We start from the raw sequence: 23907 nt of genomic DNA on the forward strand, positions 1-23907 counted from the left end.
TTATGGCATAAATTCTAGTGCTCATATCGGCTTCCGCTAAACATTTCGACTGGAGTTCGAAAGCATGAGATCCTTCGGCGGGAACGGTGCGCTCAGCCTGACGTTGCGTGGTGCTTCTCACTTTCGCGGTCTCAGTACTTGCGTGATCTGGAGGACGGCGGCACACATTACGCCAGCTCGGCCGCTGGAACTCCAGGGATCGCAAGGAATATGATTGTTGCTGCGGTCGTTGTCCTGTCACTTTGCGCGGTCCGACCGCGGGGTTTCGTCATCCGAGAAGACCTCGGCGCCACCTGCCGGGTCGAAACCCATCTGGCGCTGGGTGACGACAATGTCACTGCAAACTAATAGCTGCTCGAAAGAGCGCGGTCAGCCATATAAAGACCCCTATGCGTTCGCAGTTAAGGGGACGTCAAAGGCATATCGAGCCGTATTGCCGGTGTTTATCGCGCCGGGCATTCTTGGTGGATGTGCAAGTCATGGTGCGCCGTCCTTTGTGCTGTTTGGTGCATTTTTTCCGGCATGGATGTTATGCGCCCTTATTGGAATCTTTGGCGCGATCGCCGCCCGCGGCATCTTCGTCGCCGTGGGGCTCAATAGCGTTCTCCCGTTCCAGCTCTTTGTGTGTTCCTCGGTCGGTCTTGCCATCGCGGCTCTGGCCTGGCTCATCTGGTTCGGGTAATGAGCATGAAGTCGGCCGGCACTCCCCGTCGTTCGTCTCGCGGAAAGATCATCTCGCTCGCGATCATCGCGATTGGCATAGCCATGGGACTCTACGTCGAGAACAGAATTTCGATCCGTCCATCTACGGACGACGCCACGATCGACGCGGATGTCGTTCACGTCGCTGCGGCGGTCGGCGGCAGAATTATTGAATTACCCGTTATCGAGAATGCCAAGGTCTCAAAGGGCGACCTTCTCTTTCGTATTGACCCGGTGCCCTATCGCGTGGCCGTTGAGCAAGCCGAAGCCGATTTGGGAGTCGCCATAGGCGCGCTCGACACACGGCGGCGCGCCATCGCGACGGAAAAATCCAACGCGGCGATCGCAGCCGAGCAGATCAAGCGCGCGCAGACAAATCTTGAGCTTGCAACCCGCACCGCTGAGCGGCTTCGGCCGCTGGCGGGCAAGGCCTATGTGCCGACCCAGCAATACGATCAAGCGCAAACGGCACAACGTGATGCCGCGACGTCTCTTAAGCAGGCGCGGGAGCAGGAAGCCGCTACGCTTCACGCCATTGGCACCGAGGAAGCGGCGGTGGCCGCCGTACAGGCACGTCAAGCGGCGCTCGCGATCGCCCGGCGTGCGCTTGAGGACACGACCGTACGGGCGTGGCACGATGGACGTGTGGTCGGTTTGACTGTTTTATCTGGCGAGATGGTTGTTCCATCTCAGGCATTGTTCACATTGATCAGCACGGAAGAGTGGTTCGCCGTCGCCAACTTTCGGGAAACCGATCTCCACGCCATCGCGGTCGGGGATTGCGCGACCGTCTTTTCGATGATTGATCGTAACCAGCCGATCAAAGGCGTCGTCGAAGGTATCGGATGGGGCGTCCTGGACGATGAGCGCATCAATCTCCCGCGTTCGGTGCCTTACGTGCAGCGATCGTTGAATTGGGTGCGGGTTGCGCAGCGTTTCCCAGTCCGTGTCCGGCTGGAAAATCCGCCGCAACTGCTTATGAGGCTCGGTGCAAGCGCGGTCGTCGAGGTTAAGCATGGCGATAAGTGTTCGTGAGTCTCGCGAGGGGCGCCTTGCCGAATTGCTGCGCCTTGTCATGCCATTTCCGGGGCGGCTCGAGTTCGCCATAAGATTGGCGCTGATCTGCGCCATAACAACGCTCGTGGTGGAAATCTATCAAACGCCGGAGCCGGCTCTTACGGTATATTTGGTCTTCTTCCTCAACAAACCGGATCGTGGAACCAGCTTGATCCTGAGCCTCGCGATGTTGGCCCTGTTTTCCCTAATCGTCTCGAGTGTCATTCTTGTTGCAATAATCGTCATCGATCAGCCCGTCTGGCGCGTCGCCAGCATGGCGGCGATCTCACTGGGCCTTCTCTTCCTAGCGTCGGCGAGCAAGCTTCGTCCAATTGGCGGAACTGTGGCCCTGATCGTCGCCTTTGCGCTCGACGAGCTGGGAACCGTGCATGGCGGCGAAATTGCAACGCGAGCGCTCCTTTACGTATGGCTTTTCGTCGCGATTCCGGCAGGGGTGTCGATTGTCGTCAACCTCTTGCTTGCGCCTCCCCCGCGCTTCCTCGCCGAAAAGATGCTTGCCCGTCGCTTGCGCATCGCTGCCGCCATGCTGCGTGTCCCAGAAGACGAAGACATGAGGCGCGACTTCACCGAATGTTTGCGCGAGGGAAATGGAGAATTGCTAAAGTGGCTGAAGCTTGCCCTCCTCGGGAAAAGCGCCGCTCGCGAACACATTGAAGCGCTTCGCCAAGCCGCCACGTCGAGCTTCGTAATTCTTGTCCTAATTGACGTGATGGATCGCGACGCCGGCGCGGCGCTTCCGGTGCCGCTGCGCGAGCGGCTGACACTCACGCTCGATGCCATGGCGCGTATTCTGGACGATGGCGGCTATCCAGTAGACATTGAATTCGGGGAGAAGGGTGAGGGCGAACCAGCACTTCCGCCGCGCGCCGCCGAGGTTCTCGCCAGCATCAGAGAAACGCTCACCGCCTTTGCCGAAGTTGCTCCCGACTCACAGCCTCATGGAGCCGCGAAGAAATCCGGCGGGTTCTTCTTGCCTGACGCGTTCACCAATCCAGAGCATGTCCGATACGCGCTCAAGACCACCGCGGCAGCCATGTTCTGCTACATTCTTTATTTGTTATTGGATTGGCCGGGCATTCATACCATCTTTATTACCTGCTACATCGTTTCACTCGGCACGACGGCTGAAACCGTCGAAAAGCTCACCCTTCGCATCCTGGGCTGCCTCGTCGGGGCGGCGTCAGGCATCGCCGCGATCGTCTATCTGATCCCCTCCGTCACTTCCATCGGGGCTCTGATGATCGTTGTGTTTTTCGGCGCACTCGTGTCGGCGTGGGTCGCGGCCGGAAGCCCACGCATTGCCTATGCCGGGTTCCAGATTGCCTTCGCCTTCTTTCTTTGCGTCATCCAGGGCTCGGGACCTTCATTCGACATGACAACGGCCAGGGACCGCGTGATTGGCATTTTGCTCGGCAATATTGTTGTCTTTGTTCTGTTCACCAACGTCTGGCCGGTCAGCGTCGGAAAGCGTATCGATCCCGCGATCGCCGCTCTCCTGCGGTGCTTGAGCGGCCTTTTGACGGAGGTCAGCAAGCCGGTACGCCGTTCCCAAGCGCCCGAGGCGCAGGAGATGCTTTCCGGCATCGAGCGAGACTTGAATCTTGCCTTGTATGAACCATTGTCACTACGTCCCGACGACAGTTGGATAGGAGTCCGGCGTCAGGTCGCCGAAGACATTGGCGCGCTGTTTGGCCCGCTCTTATTGTGTGTGGACAAGGATTTCCGCTTCTCGGCCCAGATCGCCAGTTGCCTCCGCAGTCTCGCTGACAGCCTCGAGGCAGCGGAGGAGGCTCCGTCTTCCCTCAGCGCCGGCGTCACCGCCTCGGATGAGGCCCTGAAGGAAGACCTTGAATCGGCCCAACTGCCCTTCCACGATGCCATCGTCAGAAGGCTGGACAGCCTAGAGGAAGCATTTGGCCGAGAAAGTGAAGCGGATCGGAAGGTAAATTATGTGTCAGCCTAGCTGGCCCATCGTGCTCGCGATTGTGTCTGCGTTGCTTGCAGGCTGCGCGACCTCCTCGATCGAAATGGCGCCGGATCAACCGGATCGGCCTTGGGTGCCCGTCACGAATGCTGCCGGCGAAATCATTCCCGACGCAAAGGCCCCGCCCGAGCAAGCGGCCGGTGCAACCCATGTCCTCCCAGTCAATTCCGAGCTTGCCGAGGTGCCGTCTCCCTTTGAGCTCGATAGTAATCGGAGATATTCTCTGGCGGAACTAATCGACATTGCTCAATCCAATAATCCGTTGACGCGCACCGCTTGGAACAATGCGCGGAACGTGGCGCTGGCGGCGGGCATTGCAAAAAGCACCTTTCTGCCCAGACTTACTGCGGCCGCCATCGGTGGTTTCCAGATAAGCCAGATTTCAGGACCGCTCGGAACCACCGCGACCAACGAATTGCGCGGCACGATTTCCTTGGTGTCGTTCGAATGGCTGCTCTTTGACTTCGGGGAGCGTGCGGCAATCGTCGAAGCGGCGAATCAAGCCTCCGTTATCTCGAATATCGGTTTTACCGCCGCCCATCAGCAGCTGATTTACGATGTCAGTTTGGCCTTCTACGCAAATGCGGCGGCTAGGGCGCGCGTTGGCAACGCCGTCCAGTCGCTGAAGAACGCAGAGTCGGTCCAGGCCGCGGCCGAGGACCGAATGAAAAGAGGGATTGGAACAGCGATCGAGGTGGCGCAGGCTCGTCAAGCCACGGCCCAAGCTCGGTTGGTTACGATCCAGGCCACGGGGGCGGCGCAGAACGCTTACTTGAGCTTGATCTCCGCCATGGGAATTTCGCCGCTGACGCAAATCAAGGTCGCTGGTGTTTCCGATCGGAGATTGTCGCCTGAGATGGCCGGTTCCGTCGATAAGGTCATTTTTACCGCACTTGCTCGGCGCCCGGATATTCTGGCCGCATATGCGGCTCAAAAGGCAAGCCTCGCCGGGGTTCGAGCCGCAGAGGCTGAGTTTCTCCCCAAAGTCTTCCTCGCCGGCACAGGCTCCCACAACAATGGAACCCTGAGCGTCTCGGGAGTTCCTTCGATTGGGAACCTATCGCCGATTCTAAATCTTTCGCCAAAAGGCTTCGGCGGGACGGTGCTCGGTGGCGTTACAGTCCCGCTTTTCGATGGGGGAACCCGCGCTGCCCTATTGGAGCAAGCCCAAACCAAATCGGAAAATGCCGGCTTGGTGCTGACCCGAACACGCGATGAAGCTGTTCGTCAGATCGTGTTGGCCAATAATGCTCTGCGCACCAGCCTCTCTGCCTATAATGCTGCCGTCGCAGTCGTTTCAGCCGCCAAGACGACTTTTGACGCCGCGCTAGCGGCCTATCGCAGCGGTGTAGGATCGATCACCGACGCTACAATGGCCGAAACCCAACTTCTGCAAGCAAGGAACGCGTCAACCGAGGCATACAGCACCGCGCTGTCCGCTGCCGCCACACTTGCTTTGTCCACAGGCTCTCTCGGAGCGCCACTTCAATAGGATTGCTTCGTAATACCGATCTGATAGCGGAATTGCCGTGGCGCCGTTTGATGCAGCCGCAGCCGTTGTGTCGTTCCAAAAATTGTGCACGCCGTAGGAATGACGGTATTTGGGTCACACATCCGCGATCGCATCCGTTTAAGGCTTTACCTTCCCCGAGACGCCGCCTTCGCCGATGATCAATTTATCGCCGGGACATACATCACCATTGACTACTTCCGTGTGCGTTCCGTGGTCCATTAGAAAAGCTAGCGCCCGTTGCCTGTGCAATGGGCCGCCGCGGCCTCATCGTCGGAAAGAGTCGTGCCCGCCTCTTCCCATACTACTTGCTCCGGGATCATCAGCCCCGTGTCCGCAAGGAAGTCGCAATGACTGGTGTGAAGGTACAAATATCCAGAACAATGCGCGAGAATCCGCGCCGCAATGGAACGGTAGGTTGAATTGACCTACATTGCGGGGTCGTTGAAATGAGCGATGAGACGTCCATCTTGTTCCGCTATTGTCTTTACTTGAAACCGATGAATCGTTCGACTGTACAACGTCGTCGCGTCATTCCTTCATGATCCTGATTGTCGCCGCCATGCCCGGTTTGAGCAAAAGATCTGGATTAGGTGTGCTGATGACGATGCCGGGAAGAGCGGCGCGCTCATCGATTGGTGACGGCCGAATCTCCGTCACCGTGCCCGAGAACTGACGGTCCGGAAAAGCGTCCACGGTAAACGTAACTTTGTCGCCGGGCTTGACCTCGCGGCTGTCCTGTGTGCTAAGCGTGGCGTCGATGTGAACGAGAGAGAGATCCCCAGCAATGACGAAGAGCGGTGGCGTTTTCGAGCTCGCCATGACAGTCTGGCCTAATTCGACCTTGCGCAACACGACAGTTCCATCAAGCGGCGAAACGATATCGGTGGAGCCGAGGCTGGTCTCGGCGGTATGAAGCGCCGCTTGGAGTTCGGCGGCTTTTGCCTTGTCGCGCGTTGCCTCCGCTTGCGCCGTCCCAAAAGACTTACGTGACTTGTCGAGCGCTTTGTGGGAGATGATCCGGCGTTTGGCCAGCTCCTCCTGGCGCTCGAGAGCTGCTTTCGCCGAGGCCAGATTCGTCTGGTCCTTTTCGAGTTGAGCCTCGATTGCTTGCAGGCCAGCCCTGCTTTGATCTACAGCGATTTGATAGGGGCGCGGATCGATTTTCGCGCAGATCTGGCCCACTTTAACTTGCATATGGGTATCGCAAGAGAGCACTTGGATCACACCGGAGGCACGCGCACCGACCGGTACGGTTTCATTGGGACCGACGACGCCCTTCGCGATGACGGTGCGGACATTCAAACCGCTTCCGGTCCCCATCTGCATGGACTCATCCATGAATGCCATGTTGTGGTTCAGATGCGCCATGATCCAGAGCGAACCGGAAAGGAGAAGCAGAACGATCAGCACGCCGAAGGCGAGCGCCATGACATTGTTGACATTGTCCGAACCGGTCGTGATGTGGAGAAAAAAGACGAGGTGAACGCCCATCTGGGCAATAGCGAGAACGACGAGGGCGACGGGAATGCTCGGCCCCCAGACGAGTGTGGTGCCCGAGATGAAGAAGGACACAATGGTGAGCAGAGTCGCGAGCCCAAGCCCAATCAGATAGCTCTTCAGTCCCTCGGCGATCTCGCCCCCGTCGTCGAGGCGCTGATCGCCTGGCGCGATGTCCGTGTGATGAAGGTCGCCTGCCGGATCGATATGGCTCATAGCGCGGCCCCCATCAAATACACCACGGAGAATATCGCCACCCAAATAATGTCCAGGGCGTGCCAGAACAGACTGAAGCAGAGAATGCGCCGGAGAATATCCGCCCGATAGCCTTTGGCGAACACCTGCGCCATCATTGTCAGCAGCCACAGCAGGCCGGCGGTGATATGAACGCCGTGGCAACCGACCAAGGTAAAGAAAGCCGAGAGGAAGGCGCTCCGCGTCGGCCCTGCGCCACGCGCGATCATGCTCGCGAACTCCCGGATCTCGATGGTGAGAAACGCGGCGCCAAGGATGAAGGTCGCGGCCATCGCGCCATTGAACCAGGATCGGCTCCGCGCCCGGGCGCCGATGCTTGCGACGCCGACGGTGAAACTCGAAGCAAGCAGGAATGCCGTCTCGAGCGCGACGTTGGAGAGGTTGAACAGCTCACGGCCGCTCGGTCCGCCTGCCGTATCGCCCACCAGCACCGCATAGGCGGCGAAGAAGGCTGAGAACATGACGATGTCGCTCAGCAGGAAAATCCAGAACCCGAAGGCGGTGACGATGCGCTTCGATGCCAGCCCGCCCGCTGCGTGCCCCAGCCCCTGCTGCCGGTTGGGCAATTCACGGCTATGGCCAAGACCTGTGCCGTCGCGTCCAGTGACTGCCGCGTCGTAGGGGGTCATGGCGTCGCCTGGCGGCGGGCAAGCGCCGCGCCGCGCGCGCTTCTGTTGGCGCGATCGATGCGTGCCACGGCTTCCGCTGGGATGACGTACTCATCCGTATCCCGCCAGGCAAAGACTACGAAAGTCGCATAGGCGCCAACCGCGGCCAAGCCCACCATCCACCAGATGTGCCAGATCAACGCGAAACCCATGAAGGTCGCGAAGAACGCACAGACGAAACCGGTTGGGCTGTTCCTGGGCATTTCGATATCCGCATAGGCTGGCTCCTCGCCGAGCCTCGCCTGCTGGAGAGCGCGCTGCTTCACGCCCCAATAGGCATCTTGGCTTTGGATATCAGGGAGCACCGCGAAGTTGAAAGCCGGTGGCGGCGACGGCGTCGCCCATTCAAGGGAACGTCCGTTCCAAGGATCGCCGGTCTCGTCGCGAAGCTGGTTGCGCCGCCGGATGCTGACAACGAGCTGCGCGATCTGCAGGGCTATCCCGACGAGAATAATCGCCGCGCCGCCGGCGGCGATCAGCAACCACGGATGCCAAGCCGCGACATCATAGTGCTGCATGCGACGGGTCATTCCCATGAGACCGAGGACATAGAGCGGCATGAAGGCCACGTAGAAGCCGACAGTCCAGCACCAAAAAGCTGCCTTGCCAAGCCCTTCATGTAGCCGGAAGCCGAACGCCTTCGGAAACCAATAGGTGTAGCCGGCAAACGAACCGAACAGCACCCCGCCGATGATGACATTATGGAAATGGGCAACAAGAAAAAGGCTGTTGTGAAGCACGAAGTCCACTGGCGGCACCGCCAGCAAAACCCCGGTCATGCCGCCGATCACGAAAGTTACCATAAAGCCGAGCGACCACAGGATCGGTGTCGAATACACGATTCGGCCGCCATACATAGTGAAGAGCCAATTGAAGACCTTGACGCCTGTCGGCACCGCGATGATCATCGAAGCAATACCGAAGATCGCATTGACGTCGGGTCCGGCACCCATCGTGAAAAAGTGGTGCAGCCAAACGGTGAACGACAGGATGCAGATGACCATGGTCGCGGCGACCATCGAGCGGTAGCCGAACAACGGCTTGCCTGAGAATGTCGAGACCACTTCCGAGAAGACGCCAAAGGCGGGTAGAATGAGGATGTAGACCTCCGGATGCCCCCAGGCCCAAATGAGATTCATGAACATCATCATGTTGCCGCCGGCTTCATTGGTGAAAAAGTGGAACCCGAGGTAGCGGTCGAGCACCAGCATGGTCAGCGTCGCCGTGAGGATGGGGAATGCCGCCACGATGAGCAGATTGGAGGCGAGCGCCGTCCAGCAGAACATCGGCATGCGCATATAGGTCATGCCGGGCGCATGAAGCTTTAAGACCGTGGTGATAAGGTTGATGCCCGCAAGCAAAGTTCCCACACCCGAAATTTCGAGCGACCACAAATAGTAATCGACCCCGACGCCGGGCGAATACGTCAACTCGGAAAGCGGCGGATAGGGCAGCCATCCGGTCCGCGCGAATTCCCCGACAAGAAGCGAAATATTGACGAGCAAGGCGCCGGTGGCGGTCAGCCAGAAGCCGACCGAGTTGAGAGTGGGAAAGGCGACGTCGCGGACCCCGAGTTGAAGCGGCACGACGAAATTCATCAGCCCAATAACGAAAGGCATCGCGACGAAGAAGATCATCAGCGTGCCATGAGCCGAGAAAATTTGATCGTAATGCTCGGGCGGCAGATAGCCTTCGGAGCGGAATGCGAGGGCCTGTTGCGACCGCATCATGATTGCATCGGTGAAACCACGCAGCAGCATCACCATCGCAAGCACGACATACATAACGCCGATTCGCTTGTGATCGACACTCGTGATCCATTCCCGCCAGAGATAGGGAAACCATCCCTTCAGAATCACTAAGGCAAGGACGCCGATGATCGCAACGCCGACCACACTCGATGCGATCAACGGAATTGGCTGATCCAACGGAATAGCCGCCCAGCTGAGCTTGCCCCACATCTTTATTTCTCCGTTCGCGGGGAGACATCCGGAACCGGCCGCCCGATTTGCGGGCCAGGTCCTGGCGGCAGTTTCTGCGTGACGAGCTTCTGGAACAGTTCGGGATCTGCGGCGCGGAATGTGAATGGACGGACGTTCAGACTCTGCCTCGCCAAGGCCGTATAGCTTTCCGTGTCGAGGACCGGACCCGCGGTGCGCGTCGTTTCGACCCAAGCGGTAAACCGCTCCGAAGGCACCGCGAGCACCTCGAAATGCATGTCCGCAAAACCATCGCCGCTGTAGTGGCTCGAAAGGCCGCGGAAGGTGCCGGGCGCATCCGCCTGCAGATTCACCTGCGTCGTCATGCCATTCATCGTGTAAATCATGCTGCCGAGCTGCGGTATGAAAAACGCATTCATCACACTTGCTGATGTTAGCGAGAAATGAATGGGAACGCCGGCGGGAACCACCAATTGGTTGACGCTCGCCACCCCTTGACTGGGATAGATGAAGAGCCACTTCCAATCCAAAGAGATGGCCTGCACTTCGAGTGGCGGCGTCTTCGATGCCAAAGGCTTCGCGGGATCAAGATCATGCGATGCGATCCAGGCGACGCCGCCGAGGAGCATGATCACGAGGACCGGGATGCTCCAGACAATGAGCTCGATACGCCCAGAATAGACCCATTCCGGCAGATAGCGTGCCTTGGTGTTCGAGCCCCGAAACCACCAGGCAAAGGCAAGCGTGGCGGAGATCGTCGGGATCACGATCGCGAGCATGATGGCGAGCGAGTCGATGAGGACCATTTTCTGGGCAAATCCTACGGGCCCCTGCGGGTCGAGGACTGCCGCCTGACATCCCGTTAAGACGATCGGCGTCACGAAGACCGCGCCGCGCGCAGCCTGGGCATTCACAGAACGAAGAAGCCGCAAAGATCCTGTGCTGTCAGGCAGTCCGCCTGGCTTGCCGTGGGAAGCGGCACGCGACGAAGCCCTCCAACCCTGATTGCTGCGGTTGGTCCTCATGTTCCGTTCTCCGCTACGCTGGATTTTGAACCGACATCGGAAGACAGCCTTGGCAAGGATCAAAGTGAAGCTTTTTAAGAATTTTGGCAATGCCATATCCCGGACACGAGAGCCGCTATCCTTGTCGGAACTGAATAACTACCGGCTGACGCCGGTAGGTTCGTGATACTTGAGATACTGAAGTATCGCCTCGTCTGTGATGTTGCCGCTGGTCGTGCAGAAGTAGCCCCTCGCCCAAAAATGGCGACCCCAGTAACGCTTGCGAGTTTCTGGGAACTCCATTTGAACGTGTAGTAGCTGGTATTTGATCTGACAGACGACGTCTTTTGAATGGTCAGTCGTAGTTGTCTGATGTCGTTAGGCAGCGATCATTTATTCTCTGGCAATCGGGATGGCGTCAAGGAAAGTTTGCAATGGTGTTTTACCGAAACACCAACGCCCTTGATGTGGCCTGTCTTCATTGTAACTTCTGACCCATTCATCGAGATCTTCCTGCAGATTCACGATCGACACGTAGAGCTTTTTGCGGAACGCCACACGATAGAACTCGTTGAGAGCCCCAGTTCTTTGCACACCTGCCGAATGATGGTTCGTATCCGCTCGCGCAATGTTCCTTCCAGAATCTTATAGCGATACTTTGTAACCCAAACGATGCGGATCAACCTCACATTCGGTCGCCGTCGTCGCAATGCTGATCCTGCCCTAATGCCCGTTCTTTCCAAATCCCCCTAAAGGGGGAATGTACGTCACTATTCGGGGGGACGAGCCCCAACGAGCGGACAGTCGCCGGCCCGCCAGGAACAGGGCAAGCCTGTTCCGATGATGCTCTCAAGACTACGCCAAGCCCAGCCCGCCGACCTCCGCGAGCAAACGATTGGCGAAGTGCGTGTCGCGAACCAAACGGCTGTGCGCACTTTACCTGAAGCGGCCTTCGAGCTCTGGGCAAGCGCCGTGAGCGTGGCGGCAGTTCAAGGGGCAGGGTTCGAAGCTAGGGTCGAGACACCACCGGCCGACGTCATCTTGAATCGTCTTGAACTTCATGGCCTCCTGGCCAGATCAAGATAGCAAGCCAATATGGAAATATGGGCGCCCGCTTGAGTGCCACTGGCGAGACCGGCAAAGATGACGGACTTGATTGCATTAGCCGAAACGACCGCGCGCGATCCGCTTATCGGCGCGTTTACCCTCATGGCGGTTGGCGTGCTCGCAAGCCGATTGCTGTTGAAGCAGCCGATTTGGCGAGCTATCGCCCGGGTGGTTTTTCTAGTCCTTACTGACGTTGCTCCTTCTCCGCAACGGTATTGTTCCCTATGAACCGCTGCACTCGACCGGCACGCCCTTTCATGACGTCATAGTAGGCACATTGAAGATCGCTTGGTGGTTTTGGGCGGCGTGGTTCTTGGTTGCCCTAATTCGCAGCGTTGTCGTGTTCGAACACCGACGGCATGAAGGCAAGCTGATCCAGGACCTCCTTTCGGCTCTCATCTATCTGGCCGCGGCTTTCGCTGTCATCGCCTATGTGTTTGATCTCCCTGTCCAAGGCTTGCTCGCTACGTCCGGTGTTATTGCCATTGTACTTGTCTTTGCACTTCAAAGCACCTTGAACGATGTGTTTTCAGGCCTTGTACTCAGTCTCAGCCGTCCGTACCGGCCGGGCGATTGGATCAATATTGAAGGAGGAACGGAGGGCCAAGTTATTGAAATGAATTGGCGTGCAACGCATGTTTTGACACCGCGGCTAGATCTTGCGATCGTGCCGAACAGCACTATTGCAAAATCGAAGATCCTGAATGTAAGTTTTCCGTCCAGCATTCATGGCATCACATTATCGGTCCAGCTCGATTCTAGGACGCCACCTGCAAACGGAACCAACCTTCTCGAGCTGGCCATCCTCAACTCGCGATCGATCCTGACCATTCCTCGGCCGACCGTTCGAGTAGTGTCTATCGATGCGGCACAAACGGGATACGAACTCACATTCTTCATCGAACAGCTTAGTTCTGCCACCCAGGCACAGAATGAATTGTTTGATCTCATCTTCCGGCACGCGACCGCTGGCGGCGCCCAATTGGCGGCACCTAAGAATGGATCATATCAATCTCCTCAATCTCCAGGCGACGAGGCCCTGAAAAAGACAGGTCCAGAGATTGTGCTCGATCTCGTGCCAATATTCTCTTCCTTAATGCCAAGCGAGCGGGCTGTCATTGCAGCGAAGCTGAAGCAAACGTCCTACGAGACAGGTGACACATTGGTAGAACCCGAGACTGTGCTGCAGTCGCTCTTCATAGTTGGTAACGGCATCCTCTCGGTCACACTGCAGAAAAGCGTGGCGAGACAGAACTGCTGCGGTTTGGTCCGGGCGATACCTTCGGAGAGATCGGGTTGCTAACGGGAGCCTCTTCTAGAGCGGCCGTCACAGCGCTCGCTCCTAGCACCGTCTACGAGCTCGCTAAGACAAACCTTGCGCCAATTCTGGAGGCGAGACCGCAGATTGCTTATAAGCTTAGTCGTGCACTAGCTCAGCAGCAAGCGGCTGGTCGCGTGCTCACGACCGCTGAGCTCGACAAGACCGAGGCGAAGGAAAGGTTAAGCGCCTGGTTCTCGGAACGGATACATAAGCTATTCGAGTTGACCGCTCCCCCTGACCATGTTGCCGAAGCGACTGAGAGCGAGCCGATATTCGATTGAGCCGCCCGCGATGAAGCGAGTGCCGCCGCGGCCTTTTTTGCAGCAACGCGTTGAATCTCCCCGTCTCGGAACATTTCGATCCGTCGCCGTACCGCTCCTGGGCGTGAAGCTCACACAGTTTGGGGAACGCTGCAATCGTGGTGGCGAATTATGCGGCGTGCCCAAAAGCTCCCCTTCCCGGTTGTTCTCCTAGCACTCCTCGCGCGCAACCATGGGCCGACGCTGCGTGAACCTCTCGGTCTTTCGGTATCCTTTAGCTCGTGGTCAATCCATCACCCGACTTCTCTGAAAGAAATCAAAACACAGCCTGGCTGTCCCGCGTCCAGCTTGATCCCCAAAGCACATTTTCCCGTTCCCCCATTAAGGGGATACCGTCCGAAGCTCGGAAGCGCGATCCTCGTTCCTGTGATTGATTCCCACAAGTCGGAAGGCTCACGACATTTTATAGGCACCAGGCCCGGGACACTGTGAGGCGTAGAATGCGGGCCTTCCGAAAAATCATCGGATCAGGACCACGGATACTCGCGGTTATGAGCTCATGGCCATGCCGGGGCTGCAAACCTGATTCAACCGCAACGAAGAAGGGGACTGAAATGCCAACAGCGGGACAGCAACCGAGGCCACTGCCGGCACCAAATAATGACTTCTATGAACTCGCCGAAGCCTTGAACCGTTTGCTGTCAATTCGGAGTACCTTAGGATGATTTATATGCACTCCTTGGGCCGAGCCGCACGATTCTATCCAGAACGGATGGCGATTGCTTCAGGCGAAACGCGCTCAACTTTTCGCGAACTTAACGATCGCGTTGCGAGCATTGCCGCAGCATTAAGCAAACACGGCTTTGGGGTTAGGGACCGGTTGGCCATTCTCCTCCCGAATGAACGCGAGTACATCGAGCTGGTGCATGCGTGCAGCTGGCTGGGGGTGATCGCGGTTCCATTGAACGCAAGATTTTCCGTGGCGGAAATCGACCGCGTACTCACTGACGCTAGCCCGCGAGGCCTGATTCGGCACTCGTCACTGCCGGTCCCGACAGTGCAGCTTTCGTGGCAGCTGGTTCTCGACAAAGAACCGTGGGATGCTCGGAGCGATTCCTGCCTTGACCCTATTTACGAACCGGAAGCGATCTTGGCTCTCATCTACACGAGCGGCACCACTGGCCGTCCAAAGGGCGCTGTCATGACTCACGCAAACATCCTGGCGAATGTAGACCACCTTAACTACTGGATGCCTTACAAAGTAGGCGGTGTGCATCTCCACGCGGCGCCAATTTTTCACATCGCGGACTTTCCGTTCATGTTCGCAGCGCCGGCATTCGGCGCCTGTCAAGTCACGATTCCGAAGTTCAGCCCGCGAAGCTTCTGCGAGACGGTCGAACGTGAACGCGTCAGCCACACGGTATTGGTGCCGACGATGATCAATTTGTTGACGCAGTGCCCGGATCTCAAGAAGTATGACTTAACTAGCTTGGAGGAACTGGCGTACGGCGGATCTCCCATGGCCCCTGAGCTCATCCACCGGACTAGAGAGGTCCTACCTAATATTAAACTGCTTCAGGGCTACGGACTGAGCGAAACGGGTTTTCTCACTGCTCTGCGGGACCATGAGCACACGGAGGAGAGGCTCATGTCTTGTGGGCGAACTTGTCCCGGAATCGACGTGCGGGTTTGGGACGAGTCAGGAAAGGAAGTTGCAGCCGGGCATCCTGGTGAATTGGTGGCTCGGGGCGTGAATGTCATGCGCGGTTATTGGAATAATCCAAAAGACACTGCACTTGCGCTTCGAGACGGGTTTTTTCGTACGGGAGACATCGGCTATCAAGACGCAGACGGGTATTTCTACATCCAGGACCGATTGAAGGACATGATTGTCACGGGCGGTGAAAATGTCTATTCGGGTGAGGTCGAAGCGGTTATTTACGAGCACCCGGCGGTTCGTGAAGCGGCGGTCTTCGGAATACCTGATCCGCAATGGGGTGAACTCGTCATGGCTTGCATAGTGTTGAAGCCGGGGAACGCTTTGAGCGCAGGTGATTTGATCACTCATTGCCGGCGATATCTAGCCAATTACAAGATTCCACGCCGCGTTGAGTTCTCAGAAACCGAACTACCGAAGAGCGGCTCCGGCAAGATACTCAAGAGGATTCTGCGTGAGCGTTTTTGGGTTCATCAAGAACGAGATGTGGGTTGACAAATAGACGATCTCGCCGCCGCTGATGGCCATATCCTTGACACGATCAGAGATCGTCAGGAAACCACCGGGATCCATCCAACCGACCGCGCCAGTATAAAACTAGCCGTTCGGGTCGATCGCTTCGGCGGTGGCCTCAGCATTGCGCCTATGAGCTATAGCGAAATCTTGGTGACGGCCGGGCTGGTCAGGCGATAGCCTTGCTGTATCGGCATGCCGCGGGGTCTCCCAAGCCTTCAGCAGCGACTCGGGGTACGGCGCCGCGCCGCAAATCAGAATGCGTAGACCGACAGGTTTGTGTCTGCTGGAACATCATCGGCACGCCAAACATTGTCGTCACACAATACCGTTGCACCTCTGCCAATGCGACTACTGCGTCGAAGTTGCGATGCAAACAACACCAGTCCGCGCTGCTGCAACATCACCAGTGTAAGGTCATCCTAGGAAGCCACTCGATCGCCCCGCCGGACCCCGAGCCCGTGCAACCGGGCAGCGAGTTGCTCTATGTGCTGCTGCATCTGCGCGTAGCTCCAGGTCTGGCCATCAACTGCGAGCGCAGGCGGCTCGGGGGTACGCAACGAGTGTTGAAGGAACCAGTTGGCCAAGCCGATGCATCCTCTGGGGTGGTCAGCGCAAAGCGTCGGTCGCTAGGAGCGAAATTATGGAGTGCCGACGAGGCCAAGACTCTGCGCGCGCGAAACGGCCTGCGCTCGCCTCTCGACGTTGAGCTTAATGAAGATATGCTTGACGTGCGATTTGACGGTCTCGGGTGCGATGGAAAGAATTCGTGCAATTTCCTTGTTGGATCGGCCTTGGGCGATCAGATCGAGGACGTCGCCCTCGCGGACGCTGAGCGGCTCTGCAATTGCCGAGGTCTGGCTCCTCTCGACTTGAGGCTGGTAGCGCGCGCTAAGACCCTCGACGAGGCGATCGACGTAAGACACAAAATCTGCAGGATCTCCGTTACGCGCCGCTTCTTCCCGAACGCTTAACAGTAGGGTACCAATCTCCGGTCCCTGATCAAGGATCGTCTGATAGACGCCCTCCCGTAATCCTTTATCCAGCACCTTGCGAAGGGCAGCCAAAGCATCGGCGCGTTCGCCCACACGGAAATGGGCCGTAGCGAGATCAGCATCGACACGCAAGCCAAAGTAAAAGCTGTGTGCGTTATCAACTTCGCGCCGGAGATTTTTCAAGATCGAGATCGCATTCCGCGAGTCGTCTTGTAACAAGGCAACGCGTGCCTGTGCCAGTGCGTTATAGCGGTGAATGTCCGACCAAGCGCAGGATTTTGATGCGGGATACTCCTTCGCAATGCGATCGAGGCGATCAAGGTAGGCGACGCTCTCCGAGATTCTGCCCTCCAAGCAAGAGAGACGCACTCGCTCGAACACAGCCGCCGCGACAAGCCGCCCCCATTGGCGCGCGAGGCCCAGATTCTCCGCCTGTTCAAGTAGCGTGTAAGCATGCGAAAAATTCATACGGGATGCGGCCAATCGCACTAGTACGAAGTAGGCGCTCAGCACGCAGTCTAGCATTGCGGTGGCGCTCAGGATCGGCAGGCGATCAAAGACCATGCCTTCAGCTTCATCTACCCGGCCATGCTCGTAGCGAATCTGTGCGAGGAGGCTGAGCGGGAGCGCAGCGGCGACCGAGTCCGGTCCAACGTGTTGTTCCGCCAATGCAACTGCATCGAGGTAATAGCGTTCGGCCGCGGTCAAGCGGATCTGCTGGACCTCGGCTAATCCCTGGAGACAGCGCCGATAGACCGATGCAAAGACGTTTCGCCTATCCTCGTCCAACGAGTAGGGAATCCACGGAGTCGCATAGAATTTGGCTAGATCGCCAGCTTTCAAACTGCCCAGACGGACAACGTTTGAAGCGACGTTAGTGGTCCATGGATCGTTCGACCGGCCGAGGCAATCTTCGGCTACAGGCAACGCCTGTTGCGTGTCGTCTCCCAAGACAAGCGCGACGGAGCGTATCGTTGCACATTCACACGCAATGGCGGCGTTTTCCGGCGAACGTTGGTCGCCGAGATCGCTTTCGATCTGCCGGAGGAGCTCCAGCGTTTCGTTGAGGCGAATCACGAGAGCCATTCCCCAAGCGACCGCGAGCTTGAGCTCGGTTGCGCTGCGCGCCATTGGAAACAGGCGCTGCCAGCCAAGAAGGGTTAGCAGGTCTCCCTTCTTAACCAGCGTCATGGCGCAGTTCTTGATCCAGCTTGCCGCTTGCTCGGTATCGCCTGCGGCAATCGCGTGTTGGATCGCTTCAGTCCATAGTTCCTGTGAGGCGTACCAGTGCGACGCGCGCCGGTGAAGGGTCGCAATTTCTTCCTCCCCCAGCTCAGCTTCCAGTCGGTGGCGAAGATATGCTGACAGTAGGTGGTGATAGCGGTACCAGTGCCCGTCGCTGTCGAGGGGCACCAGCAGCAATTGACGGTTGGCGATCGATTCGAGGAATTCCCGACTCAACCTATGTTGCGTCACGGCCTTGCACAAGTCTGCGGAAAACCTGTCGAGGACAGCTGTGCGCAGCATGAATGGGGCCATCTCGCCCGGAAGGCCGTCGACCATCTCGGCAAGGTAGGCACCGATTGGCCGCAATGTCGCGGACAGCTGTCGCACATACTGGCTGAAATTCTGTTCCGATTGAGAGGACGTGGCAGCAACGATCCGCAGCACTGCAGGCCACCCTTCAGTCCTCTCATGCAAAAGCCTGAGCTGCGCCGGGTCCAATGGCCCCAGGTCCTCGTGCTCGAGAAACTGCCGCGTTTCCTCCAGATCGAACCGCAAGGCCGCCGCGTCGATCTCCAGTAACTGGTTTTGAGCACGCAGTGCGGGCAATGGAAGGGGCGGCTCTGTTCTCGTAGCTAGCACTAGATGGAGATTCGATGGGGCATGTCTCAGCAAGAACGCAACTGCGTCATGAATGGCCGGATCGCTTACACAGTGATAGTCCTCCAAAAAAAGGCAGACCTCTTCATCTATCTCTGCCAAGCCGTTAATCAGCGTCGATATGATCGCAGGCGGGCTGATCAACGAGGTTTCGAGGATGAGATCGATCGCGGGACTACCCACGCCGTGATGGGCGTGTTGCAGCGCGTGGGATAAGTAGAACAAAAATTGTGTTGGTTGATTGTCATTCACATCGATCGAAAACCACGCAACTGAATTGCCGCTCTGTGCAAGGCGTTCCGCCCATTCGACCGCCAGAGACGTCTTGCCAAAGCCTGCAGGTGCCTTGACTACGGAGAGACGCCTGCTCTGGACTTCAGTAACGAGTTCGACCAGGCGGGGACGCTCGATAAGCCCCACGCATCGCGGTGGCAGCAACTTGGTCGCAATGGTCTGTGGATGCTCACCTGCCCGCATTTTGTCCTCAATTGCTGGCCTCCCGCCTACGTACCCGCGTGCATCCCCTTTTGGATCCCCCGACGCGTTCCCCCGTTTGGGGGATCGCGTTGTGAGCCATTATACGATCTCCTGCACGAGAAGAAACTGAAAATCTAAGGAGAAAGTGAATGGCAACGGCAACAGCAGCGTCGGCACCGGTTGCGGTGGCACCGGCATCAGTGAAGAAAGCGCCCAAGCAGCTCCCCGTGCCAAACAGCGACTTCTATCAGCTCGTGGACGTCTTGACCGCCGAGGAAAAGGCGATCGTCAAGAAGGTGCGCACCTACATGGAGACCAAGGTCCAGCCGATCATCAACAAGTACTGGTCCGACGATGCGTTTCCCTTTGAGCTGCTGCCGTCATTCAAAGAGTTGGGCCTCGGCGGCCTCGGATACGAGGGTTACGGCTGCGCCGGCGGAAGCCAGAAGCTGTTCGGCTTCGTCGCAATGGAGTTGGCGCGCGTCGACGCTTCGTTCTGCACGTTCTTCGGCGTGCACAGCGGCCTGGCCATGGGCTCGATCTATCTCGATGGATCGGAGGAGCAGAAGCAGAAGTGGCTGCCGCCGATGGCACGTTGGGAAAAGATTGGCTGCTTCGGCCTCACCGAACCTCTGGTGGGTTCGGGAACAAGCGGAGGAATGACCACGATCGCCAAACGCGAAGGGGACACCTGGATTCTTAACGGCCAGAAGCGGTGGATTGGTAACGCCACATGGTGCGATGTTTCGATCATCTGGGCGCGTGATGTCGCCGACAACCAGGTCAAGGGCTTCATCGTCGAGAACAAGACCACGCCCGGCTTTAGCGTCGAGAAGATCGAGCACAAGATCGCGCTCAAGGTAGTGCAGAACGGCCAGATCACGCTCAAGGACGTCCGGGTGCAGGAGGCAAACCGCCTGCAAGGCGGTAACTCCTTCCGCGACACTGCGCGCGTGCTGCGCATGACCCGCTACATGGTGGGCTGGGCCTCGACCGGCATCCAGATGGGTGCCTTCGAGGCAACCCTCAAATACGCCCAGGAGCGGCTGCAGTTCGGCAAGCCCATCGCCTCGTTCCAGATGGTGCAGGATCTGCTGGCCAAGATGCTCGCCAATGTCACGGCTTGCCAGTGCCTGATGGTGCGACTGGCGCAGCTGAATGACGAAGGCAAGCTCGGCGATCATCATGCGTCGCTTGCCAAGGCGTTCTGCACGGCCAAATCGCGTGAGACTGTCTCGTGGGGCCGCGAGGTATTGGGCGGCAATGGCATCGTCACTGACTACAACGTCGCGCGCTTCTTCGCCGATGCCGAGGCGCTCTACTCCTACGAAGGCACGTATCAGATGCAGAATCTGATCGTCGGCAAGGCCATCACCGGCCTTGGCGCCTTCGTGTGACATCGCCAGCGCGGCTCGCCGTCAACCCCAGCAGGAGATATGAACATGGCCCCGGCAACAGCAGCACTCACGCCATCGCCCGCAGTGGTGCCCGCAGCTTCCCCAGCGGCAGCACTGACGCTCGCGAATCTCCTGTACGAGAAGAAGGGCGCGATCGCCTATGTCACGGTCAATCGGCCCAAGGTGCTCAACGCCCTGAATACGCCGACCTGGAGGGACCTGCGAATGGCGTTCGAGGATGCACGCGACGACACGTCAGTACGCGGCGTCATCCTGACGGGAGCCGGCAACAAGGCGTTCATCGCCGGCGCCGACATCGGCGAGCTCGCACACGTCGCGGCGTTCGAGGCGGAGCAGTCCAGCCGCTTCGGCCAGGAGGTCCTCGACCTCATTGAGAATCTCGGCAAGCCGGTGGTCGCGGCCGTCAACGGCTTTGCACTCGGCGGCGGCTGCGAGACGGCGATGGCATGCACCATCAGAATTGCGGTCGAAACCGCGAAGTTCGGCCAGCCCGAAGTGACCTTGGGACTCGTCCCGGGCGGCGGCGGTACGCAACGGCTGCCGCGGCTCGTCGGCAAGGGCCGCGCGCTGCAGCTCATTCTCTCCGGCGAGATGATCAGCGCGCAGGAGGCCTATCGCATCGGGCTCGTAAACGAAATCGTTCCGGCGGCTGATCTGATCACGCGCGTCGAGGCCATTCTGACGAAGATCGCTTCGAACGCTCCGATCGCCGTCAAGTTCGCACTCGATGCAGCGAACAAGGGAATGGACACGAGCCAAGGCCAAGGTTTGCTGCTCGAAGCTTCGTATTTCGGTCTCTGCGCCGCCACCGAGGACAAGAAGGAAGGCACGACAGCCTTCCTCGAGAAACGCGCGCCCCAATTCCGCGGACGGTGAAGAAAAGCCGCGCATGATCATTCAGGTGAGACCTATGGCAAACGACAACATTTTCTCCGGACTGAAGGTGGTGGACCTGGCGAGCTTCATTGCCGGTCCGAGTGCCGCCGTGATCCTGTCCGACTTTGGCGCCGACGTCATCAAAGTCGAGCCTCCCGCTGGCGACCTCTGGAGGATAGGGCACAAGATCCCGCCGCAGCCGCGGGCGAAGGACGCCTATCCATGGCATCTCGCCAACCGCAACAAGCGCGGCATCACTCTCGACCTGAAAAATCCGGGCTCCAGGCAGGTTCTCGAGAGGCTCGTCAAATGGGCCGACGTGCTCATCGTCAATACGCCGCATCCGGCACGGAAAAAATTGCAGCTCGAATACGACGATGTCGGGCAATGGAATTTGCGGCTGATCTACGCCGATGTCACCGGCTTCGGCGAAAACGGACCTGACGCCAGCCTCCCGGGCTTCGATATTACATCTTATTGGGCGCGCAGCGGTTTACTGTCGATGACGCGCGATGCAGGTGCGCCGCCGACCTGGCCGGTAGCTGGCAGCGGTGACAATGCGACCGCCGTCGGCCTTTATTCTGCGATCGTCACGGCGCTCTATCGCCGCGAGCGCACCGGCAAGGGATCGTATGTCACGACCTCGTTGCTCGCCGAGGGAGTCTGGTCGGCGAGCGTCTCGATCCAGGGCGCGCTGTGCGAGGCAAAGTTTTTCGCTCCGCACGATCGCAAGAATCCCGCAAATGCAGCTTTGAACGTGTACCAGTCCTCCGACGGGACATGGTTCGTTCTCCTCGTCACGCCGGACAAATTGGCAGCCGTCGCGAAGGCGATCGGCCGCCCAGACCTTCTGACGGACCCGCGGTTCTCCGATCCGACGAAACTAATGGCGAACATGCCACAACTTGCGGCGATTCTCGACGACGTCTTTGGCGCTCAGCCGATGGCGCGTTGGTACGAAGTGTTTAACGGCATCCACGTCGCCTTCGGTGTTGTGCGCGAGCCGCAAGAGGTGATCAACGATCCGCAATTGCGCGCCAATGACGTCGTCGTTCCGCTCGAAGGGGCGGGCGGCAAGCTCACCTCGACGATCAGCAGCCCGATTCAGGTTCATGGCGTCGCCAAAGTGCCGGCAAAGCGCGCCCCGGCGCTTGGCGAGCATAACGAGGAAGTCCTCCGACAGCTGGGCTTCAGCGCCAACGAAATCGATGGCTTGCGCGCGAGTGGTGCCACTCCGAACGCCAAGGAACGCGCGGCGTAGCTGCTTGGTAAATCTTGAGAGGATTCTGAGATGCTCGGAACGAGAGCAAAGACAATGAAAGCCGCGCCAAGTAGGGCGCTCCGGCGGATTGCATCCGCCCGCATGCCCACCAGGTGGGGGACGTTCGACGTCATTGGGTTCGAGCGCGACGTATCGAACGGCACTCAGCGGGTCGAAACCGCACTCGCGATGGTCACGGGCGACCCAAGCGAAGGAGTTCCCTTGCTGCGTATCCAGTCGCAGTGCTTTACGGGCGAAATACTCGGATCGCTGCGTTGCGATTGCCACGACCAACTGGAGATGGCCATGCAGGCCATCGCCGAGGAAGGTCACGGACTGGTGATCTACGAGTATCAGGAGGGCCGCGGCATTGGTCTCATGGCGAAATTGAAGGCATACGAATTGCAAGATGCCGGCTTTGATACCGTGGATGCAAATCATATTCTGGGCTTCAAGACCGATTGTCGGGACTTCAGCCTGCCCGCCGCGATCCTGAGCGAGTTCCGCATCCGCCGCGTTCGCCTGATGTCGAATAATCCTCGCAAGACGCAGGTTCTGCGTGACGCCGGGATCGAAGTTATCGACGAGCTTCCCTGCGAAGCCAAGCCAACGATGCACTCCCTGGGTTACCTGAAGACCAAAAAAGAAAAATTGGGCCACACGCTAAGTCTCTGTGAGCGACTAGGGGCCGACGCGAAAGTGCAACGTGGTGATGTCCACCGTGACGAGGAGTCTGTATTCGCCACGATCGAAGCCGGCATCGAAGAGTTGAAAGCCGGACGGATGATTGTCGTGGTCGACGATGAAGATCGTGAAAACGAAGGCGACCTGACAATGGCGGCCGAGATGGTCACGCCAGAGGCCATCAACTTTATGGCTATGTACGGGCGAGGCCTGATTTGTCTTGCGATGACCGGCGAAAGACTTGATGAACTTGATCTTGTCCCGATGGTTCGCAACAATACCGCAACGTGCGGCACAGGGTTCACAGTTTCGATCGATTTGAAGGGTCGCGGGGTCACCACCGGCGTCTCGGCTTACGATCGCGCGGAAACGATCAAGGCCGCAATTGATCCGACCAGCGTGCCGACAGATTTCGCCCGGCCGGGACATATTTTTCCGCTTCGCGCGCGTGACGGCGGCGTTCTAGAGCGCCGGGGCCAAACGGAAGCAGCCGTCGATCTCGCTAGCCTCGCTGGCCTCAAACCCGCGGGCGTGATTTGCGAGATACTGAACGACGACGGCACCATGGCGCGCCTCCCTGATCTCGCTCGCTTCTGCAAGAAACACGGCTTTCTCATGATCAACGTCGCGGAGCTCGCCCGTTACCGGGTGGACTCTGATTTCGAAGGCGCGGTTGCAGCCATGGACGGGATGTTCCCCGTATGTCGTCCGACGCCTGCACAATGGGCATCTGACGCCTCCGATCTTTTTTAAT

The 23907-nt window shown here is 58.3% G+C and carries 16 protein-coding genes and 3 pseudogenes; 11 read left to right on the top strand and 8 right to left on the bottom strand.

The genetic code is table 11. The annotated features are described in order from the left end of the window. Positions 1 to 331 precede the first annotated feature (331 nt). From QEV83_RS01005 to QEV83_RS01020, 4 genes are read left to right on the top strand one after another with little or no spacing between them, the layout of a single operon-like run. A complete protein-coding gene (locus tag QEV83_RS01005; RefSeq protein ID WP_280129453.1) occupies positions 332 to 682 on the top strand; it encodes a YtcA family lipoprotein in 351 nt (116 codons plus the stop codon). Beyond that, positions 682 to 1737, top strand: coding sequence for a multidrug transporter subunit MdtN (gene mdtN / locus QEV83_RS01010; RefSeq protein WP_280129454.1), 1056 nt, complete (start codon positions 682 to 684; stop codon positions 1735 to 1737). Before QEV83_RS01005 ends, mdtN begins: the two co-directional genes overlap by 1 nt. Beyond that, on the top strand, positions 1718 to 3742 hold the full coding sequence (locus tag QEV83_RS01015) for an FUSC family protein (protein WP_280129455.1): 2025 nt from the start codon (positions 1718 to 1720) through the stop codon (positions 3740 to 3742). The genes mdtN and QEV83_RS01015 overlap by 20 nt, the downstream gene beginning before the upstream one ends. After that, a complete protein-coding gene (locus tag QEV83_RS01020) occupies positions 3729 to 5255 on the top strand; it encodes a TolC family protein (protein ID WP_280129456.1) in 1527 nt (508 codons plus the stop codon). Before QEV83_RS01015 ends, QEV83_RS01020 begins: the two co-directional genes overlap by 14 nt. Positions 5256 to 5804: 549 nt before the next feature. Here QEV83_RS01020 and QEV83_RS01025 read toward each other — a convergent pair. The 7 genes and pseudogenes from QEV83_RS01025 to QEV83_RS01055 all read right to left on the bottom strand — a co-directional run. Beyond that, positions 5805 to 6614, bottom strand: a complete 810-nt coding sequence (locus tag QEV83_RS01025) for an efflux RND transporter periplasmic adaptor subunit (RefSeq protein WP_348273269.1) — start codon at positions 6612 to 6614, stop codon at positions 5805 to 5807. After that, positions 6594 to 6989 (bottom strand): annotated as a pseudogene (cyoD, locus tag QEV83_RS01030) (cytochrome o ubiquinol oxidase subunit IV); the annotation flags it as partial. The gene QEV83_RS01025 and the pseudogene cyoD, both read right to left, overlap by 21 nt. Further along, positions 6986 to 7657, bottom strand: a complete 672-nt coding sequence (cyoC, locus tag QEV83_RS01035; RefSeq protein ID WP_280128391.1) for a cytochrome o ubiquinol oxidase subunit III — start codon at positions 7655 to 7657, stop codon at positions 6986 to 6988. The gene cyoC and the pseudogene cyoD, both read right to left, overlap by 4 nt. Beyond that, the gene (gene cyoB / locus QEV83_RS01040; RefSeq protein WP_280128390.1) at positions 7654 to 9657 is read right to left on the bottom strand and encodes a cytochrome o ubiquinol oxidase subunit I; all 2004 of its coding nucleotides are present in this window, start codon (positions 9655 to 9657) and stop codon (positions 7654 to 7656) included. Before cyoB ends, cyoC begins: the two co-directional genes overlap by 4 nt. A 2-nt stretch (positions 9658 to 9659) precedes the next feature. After that, entirely contained in the window at positions 9660 to 10661 is a 1002-nt protein-coding gene (cyoA, locus tag QEV83_RS01045) for a ubiquinol oxidase subunit II (protein WP_280129457.1), read from the bottom strand. A 138-nt stretch (positions 10662 to 10799) separates the two neighbouring features. After that, a pseudogene (locus tag QEV83_RS01050) lies at positions 10800 to 10940 on the bottom strand (transposase); the annotation flags it as partial. A 93-nt stretch (positions 10941 to 11033) separates the two neighbouring features. Next, positions 11034 to 11228, bottom strand: a pseudogene (locus QEV83_RS01055) (integrase core domain-containing protein); the annotation flags it as partial. Between the two features lie 252 nt (positions 11229 to 11480). Between QEV83_RS01055 and QEV83_RS01060 the strand changes: the two are divergent. The 3 genes from QEV83_RS01060 (at position 11481) to QEV83_RS01070 (ending at position 15540) form a co-directional block, all read left to right on the top strand. Then, positions 11481 to 11726, top strand: coding sequence for a hypothetical protein (locus QEV83_RS01060; RefSeq protein ID WP_280129458.1), 246 nt, complete (start codon positions 11481 to 11483; stop codon positions 11724 to 11726). Between the two features lie 334 nt (positions 11727 to 12060). Further along, positions 12061 to 13050, top strand: a complete 990-nt coding sequence (locus QEV83_RS01065) for a mechanosensitive ion channel domain-containing protein (RefSeq protein WP_280129459.1) — start codon at positions 12061 to 12063, stop codon at positions 13048 to 13050. 999 nt (positions 13051 to 14049) lie between these two features. Then, a complete protein-coding gene (locus QEV83_RS01070; RefSeq protein ID WP_280129460.1) occupies positions 14050 to 15540 on the top strand; it encodes an AMP-binding protein in 1491 nt (496 codons plus the stop codon). 659 nt (positions 15541 to 16199) lie between these two features. Here QEV83_RS01070 and QEV83_RS01075 read toward each other — a convergent pair. Then, the gene (locus QEV83_RS01075) at positions 16200 to 18914 is read right to left on the bottom strand and encodes a LuxR C-terminal-related transcriptional regulator (RefSeq protein WP_280129461.1); all 2715 of its coding nucleotides are present in this window, start codon (positions 18912 to 18914) and stop codon (positions 16200 to 16202) included. Positions 18915 to 19063: 149 nt separating this feature from the next. Between QEV83_RS01075 and QEV83_RS01080 the strand changes: the two genes are divergently transcribed. The 4 genes from QEV83_RS01080 to ribB are packed head-to-tail and all read left to right on the top strand — an operon-like array spanning position 19064 to position 23906. Then, the gene (locus tag QEV83_RS01080) at positions 19064 to 20311 is read left to right on the top strand and encodes an acyl-CoA dehydrogenase family protein (RefSeq protein ID WP_280129462.1); all 1248 of its coding nucleotides are present in this window, start codon (positions 19064 to 19066) and stop codon (positions 20309 to 20311) included. Between the two features lie 45 nt (positions 20312 to 20356). Continuing rightward, on the top strand, positions 20357 to 21208 hold the full coding sequence (locus QEV83_RS01085) for an enoyl-CoA hydratase-related protein (RefSeq protein ID WP_280129463.1): 852 nt from the start codon (positions 20357 to 20359) through the stop codon (positions 21206 to 21208). A gap of 34 nt (positions 21209 to 21242) precedes the next feature. After that, the gene (locus QEV83_RS01090) at positions 21243 to 22469 is read left to right on the top strand and encodes a CoA transferase (protein ID WP_280129464.1); all 1227 of its coding nucleotides are present in this window, start codon (positions 21243 to 21245) and stop codon (positions 22467 to 22469) included. A 30-nt stretch (positions 22470 to 22499) separates the two neighbouring features. Next, positions 22500 to 23906: a 3,4-dihydroxy-2-butanone-4-phosphate synthase gene (gene ribB / locus QEV83_RS01095; protein WP_280129465.1), complete on the top strand. Its 1407-nt coding sequence runs from the start codon at positions 22500 to 22502 to the stop codon at positions 23904 to 23906. Position 23907: the final 1 nt, after the last annotated feature.

Source organism: Methylocapsa sp. D3K7 (assembly GCF_029855125.1).
Taxonomy (GTDB): Bacteria; Pseudomonadota; Alphaproteobacteria; order Rhizobiales; family Beijerinckiaceae; genus Methylocapsa.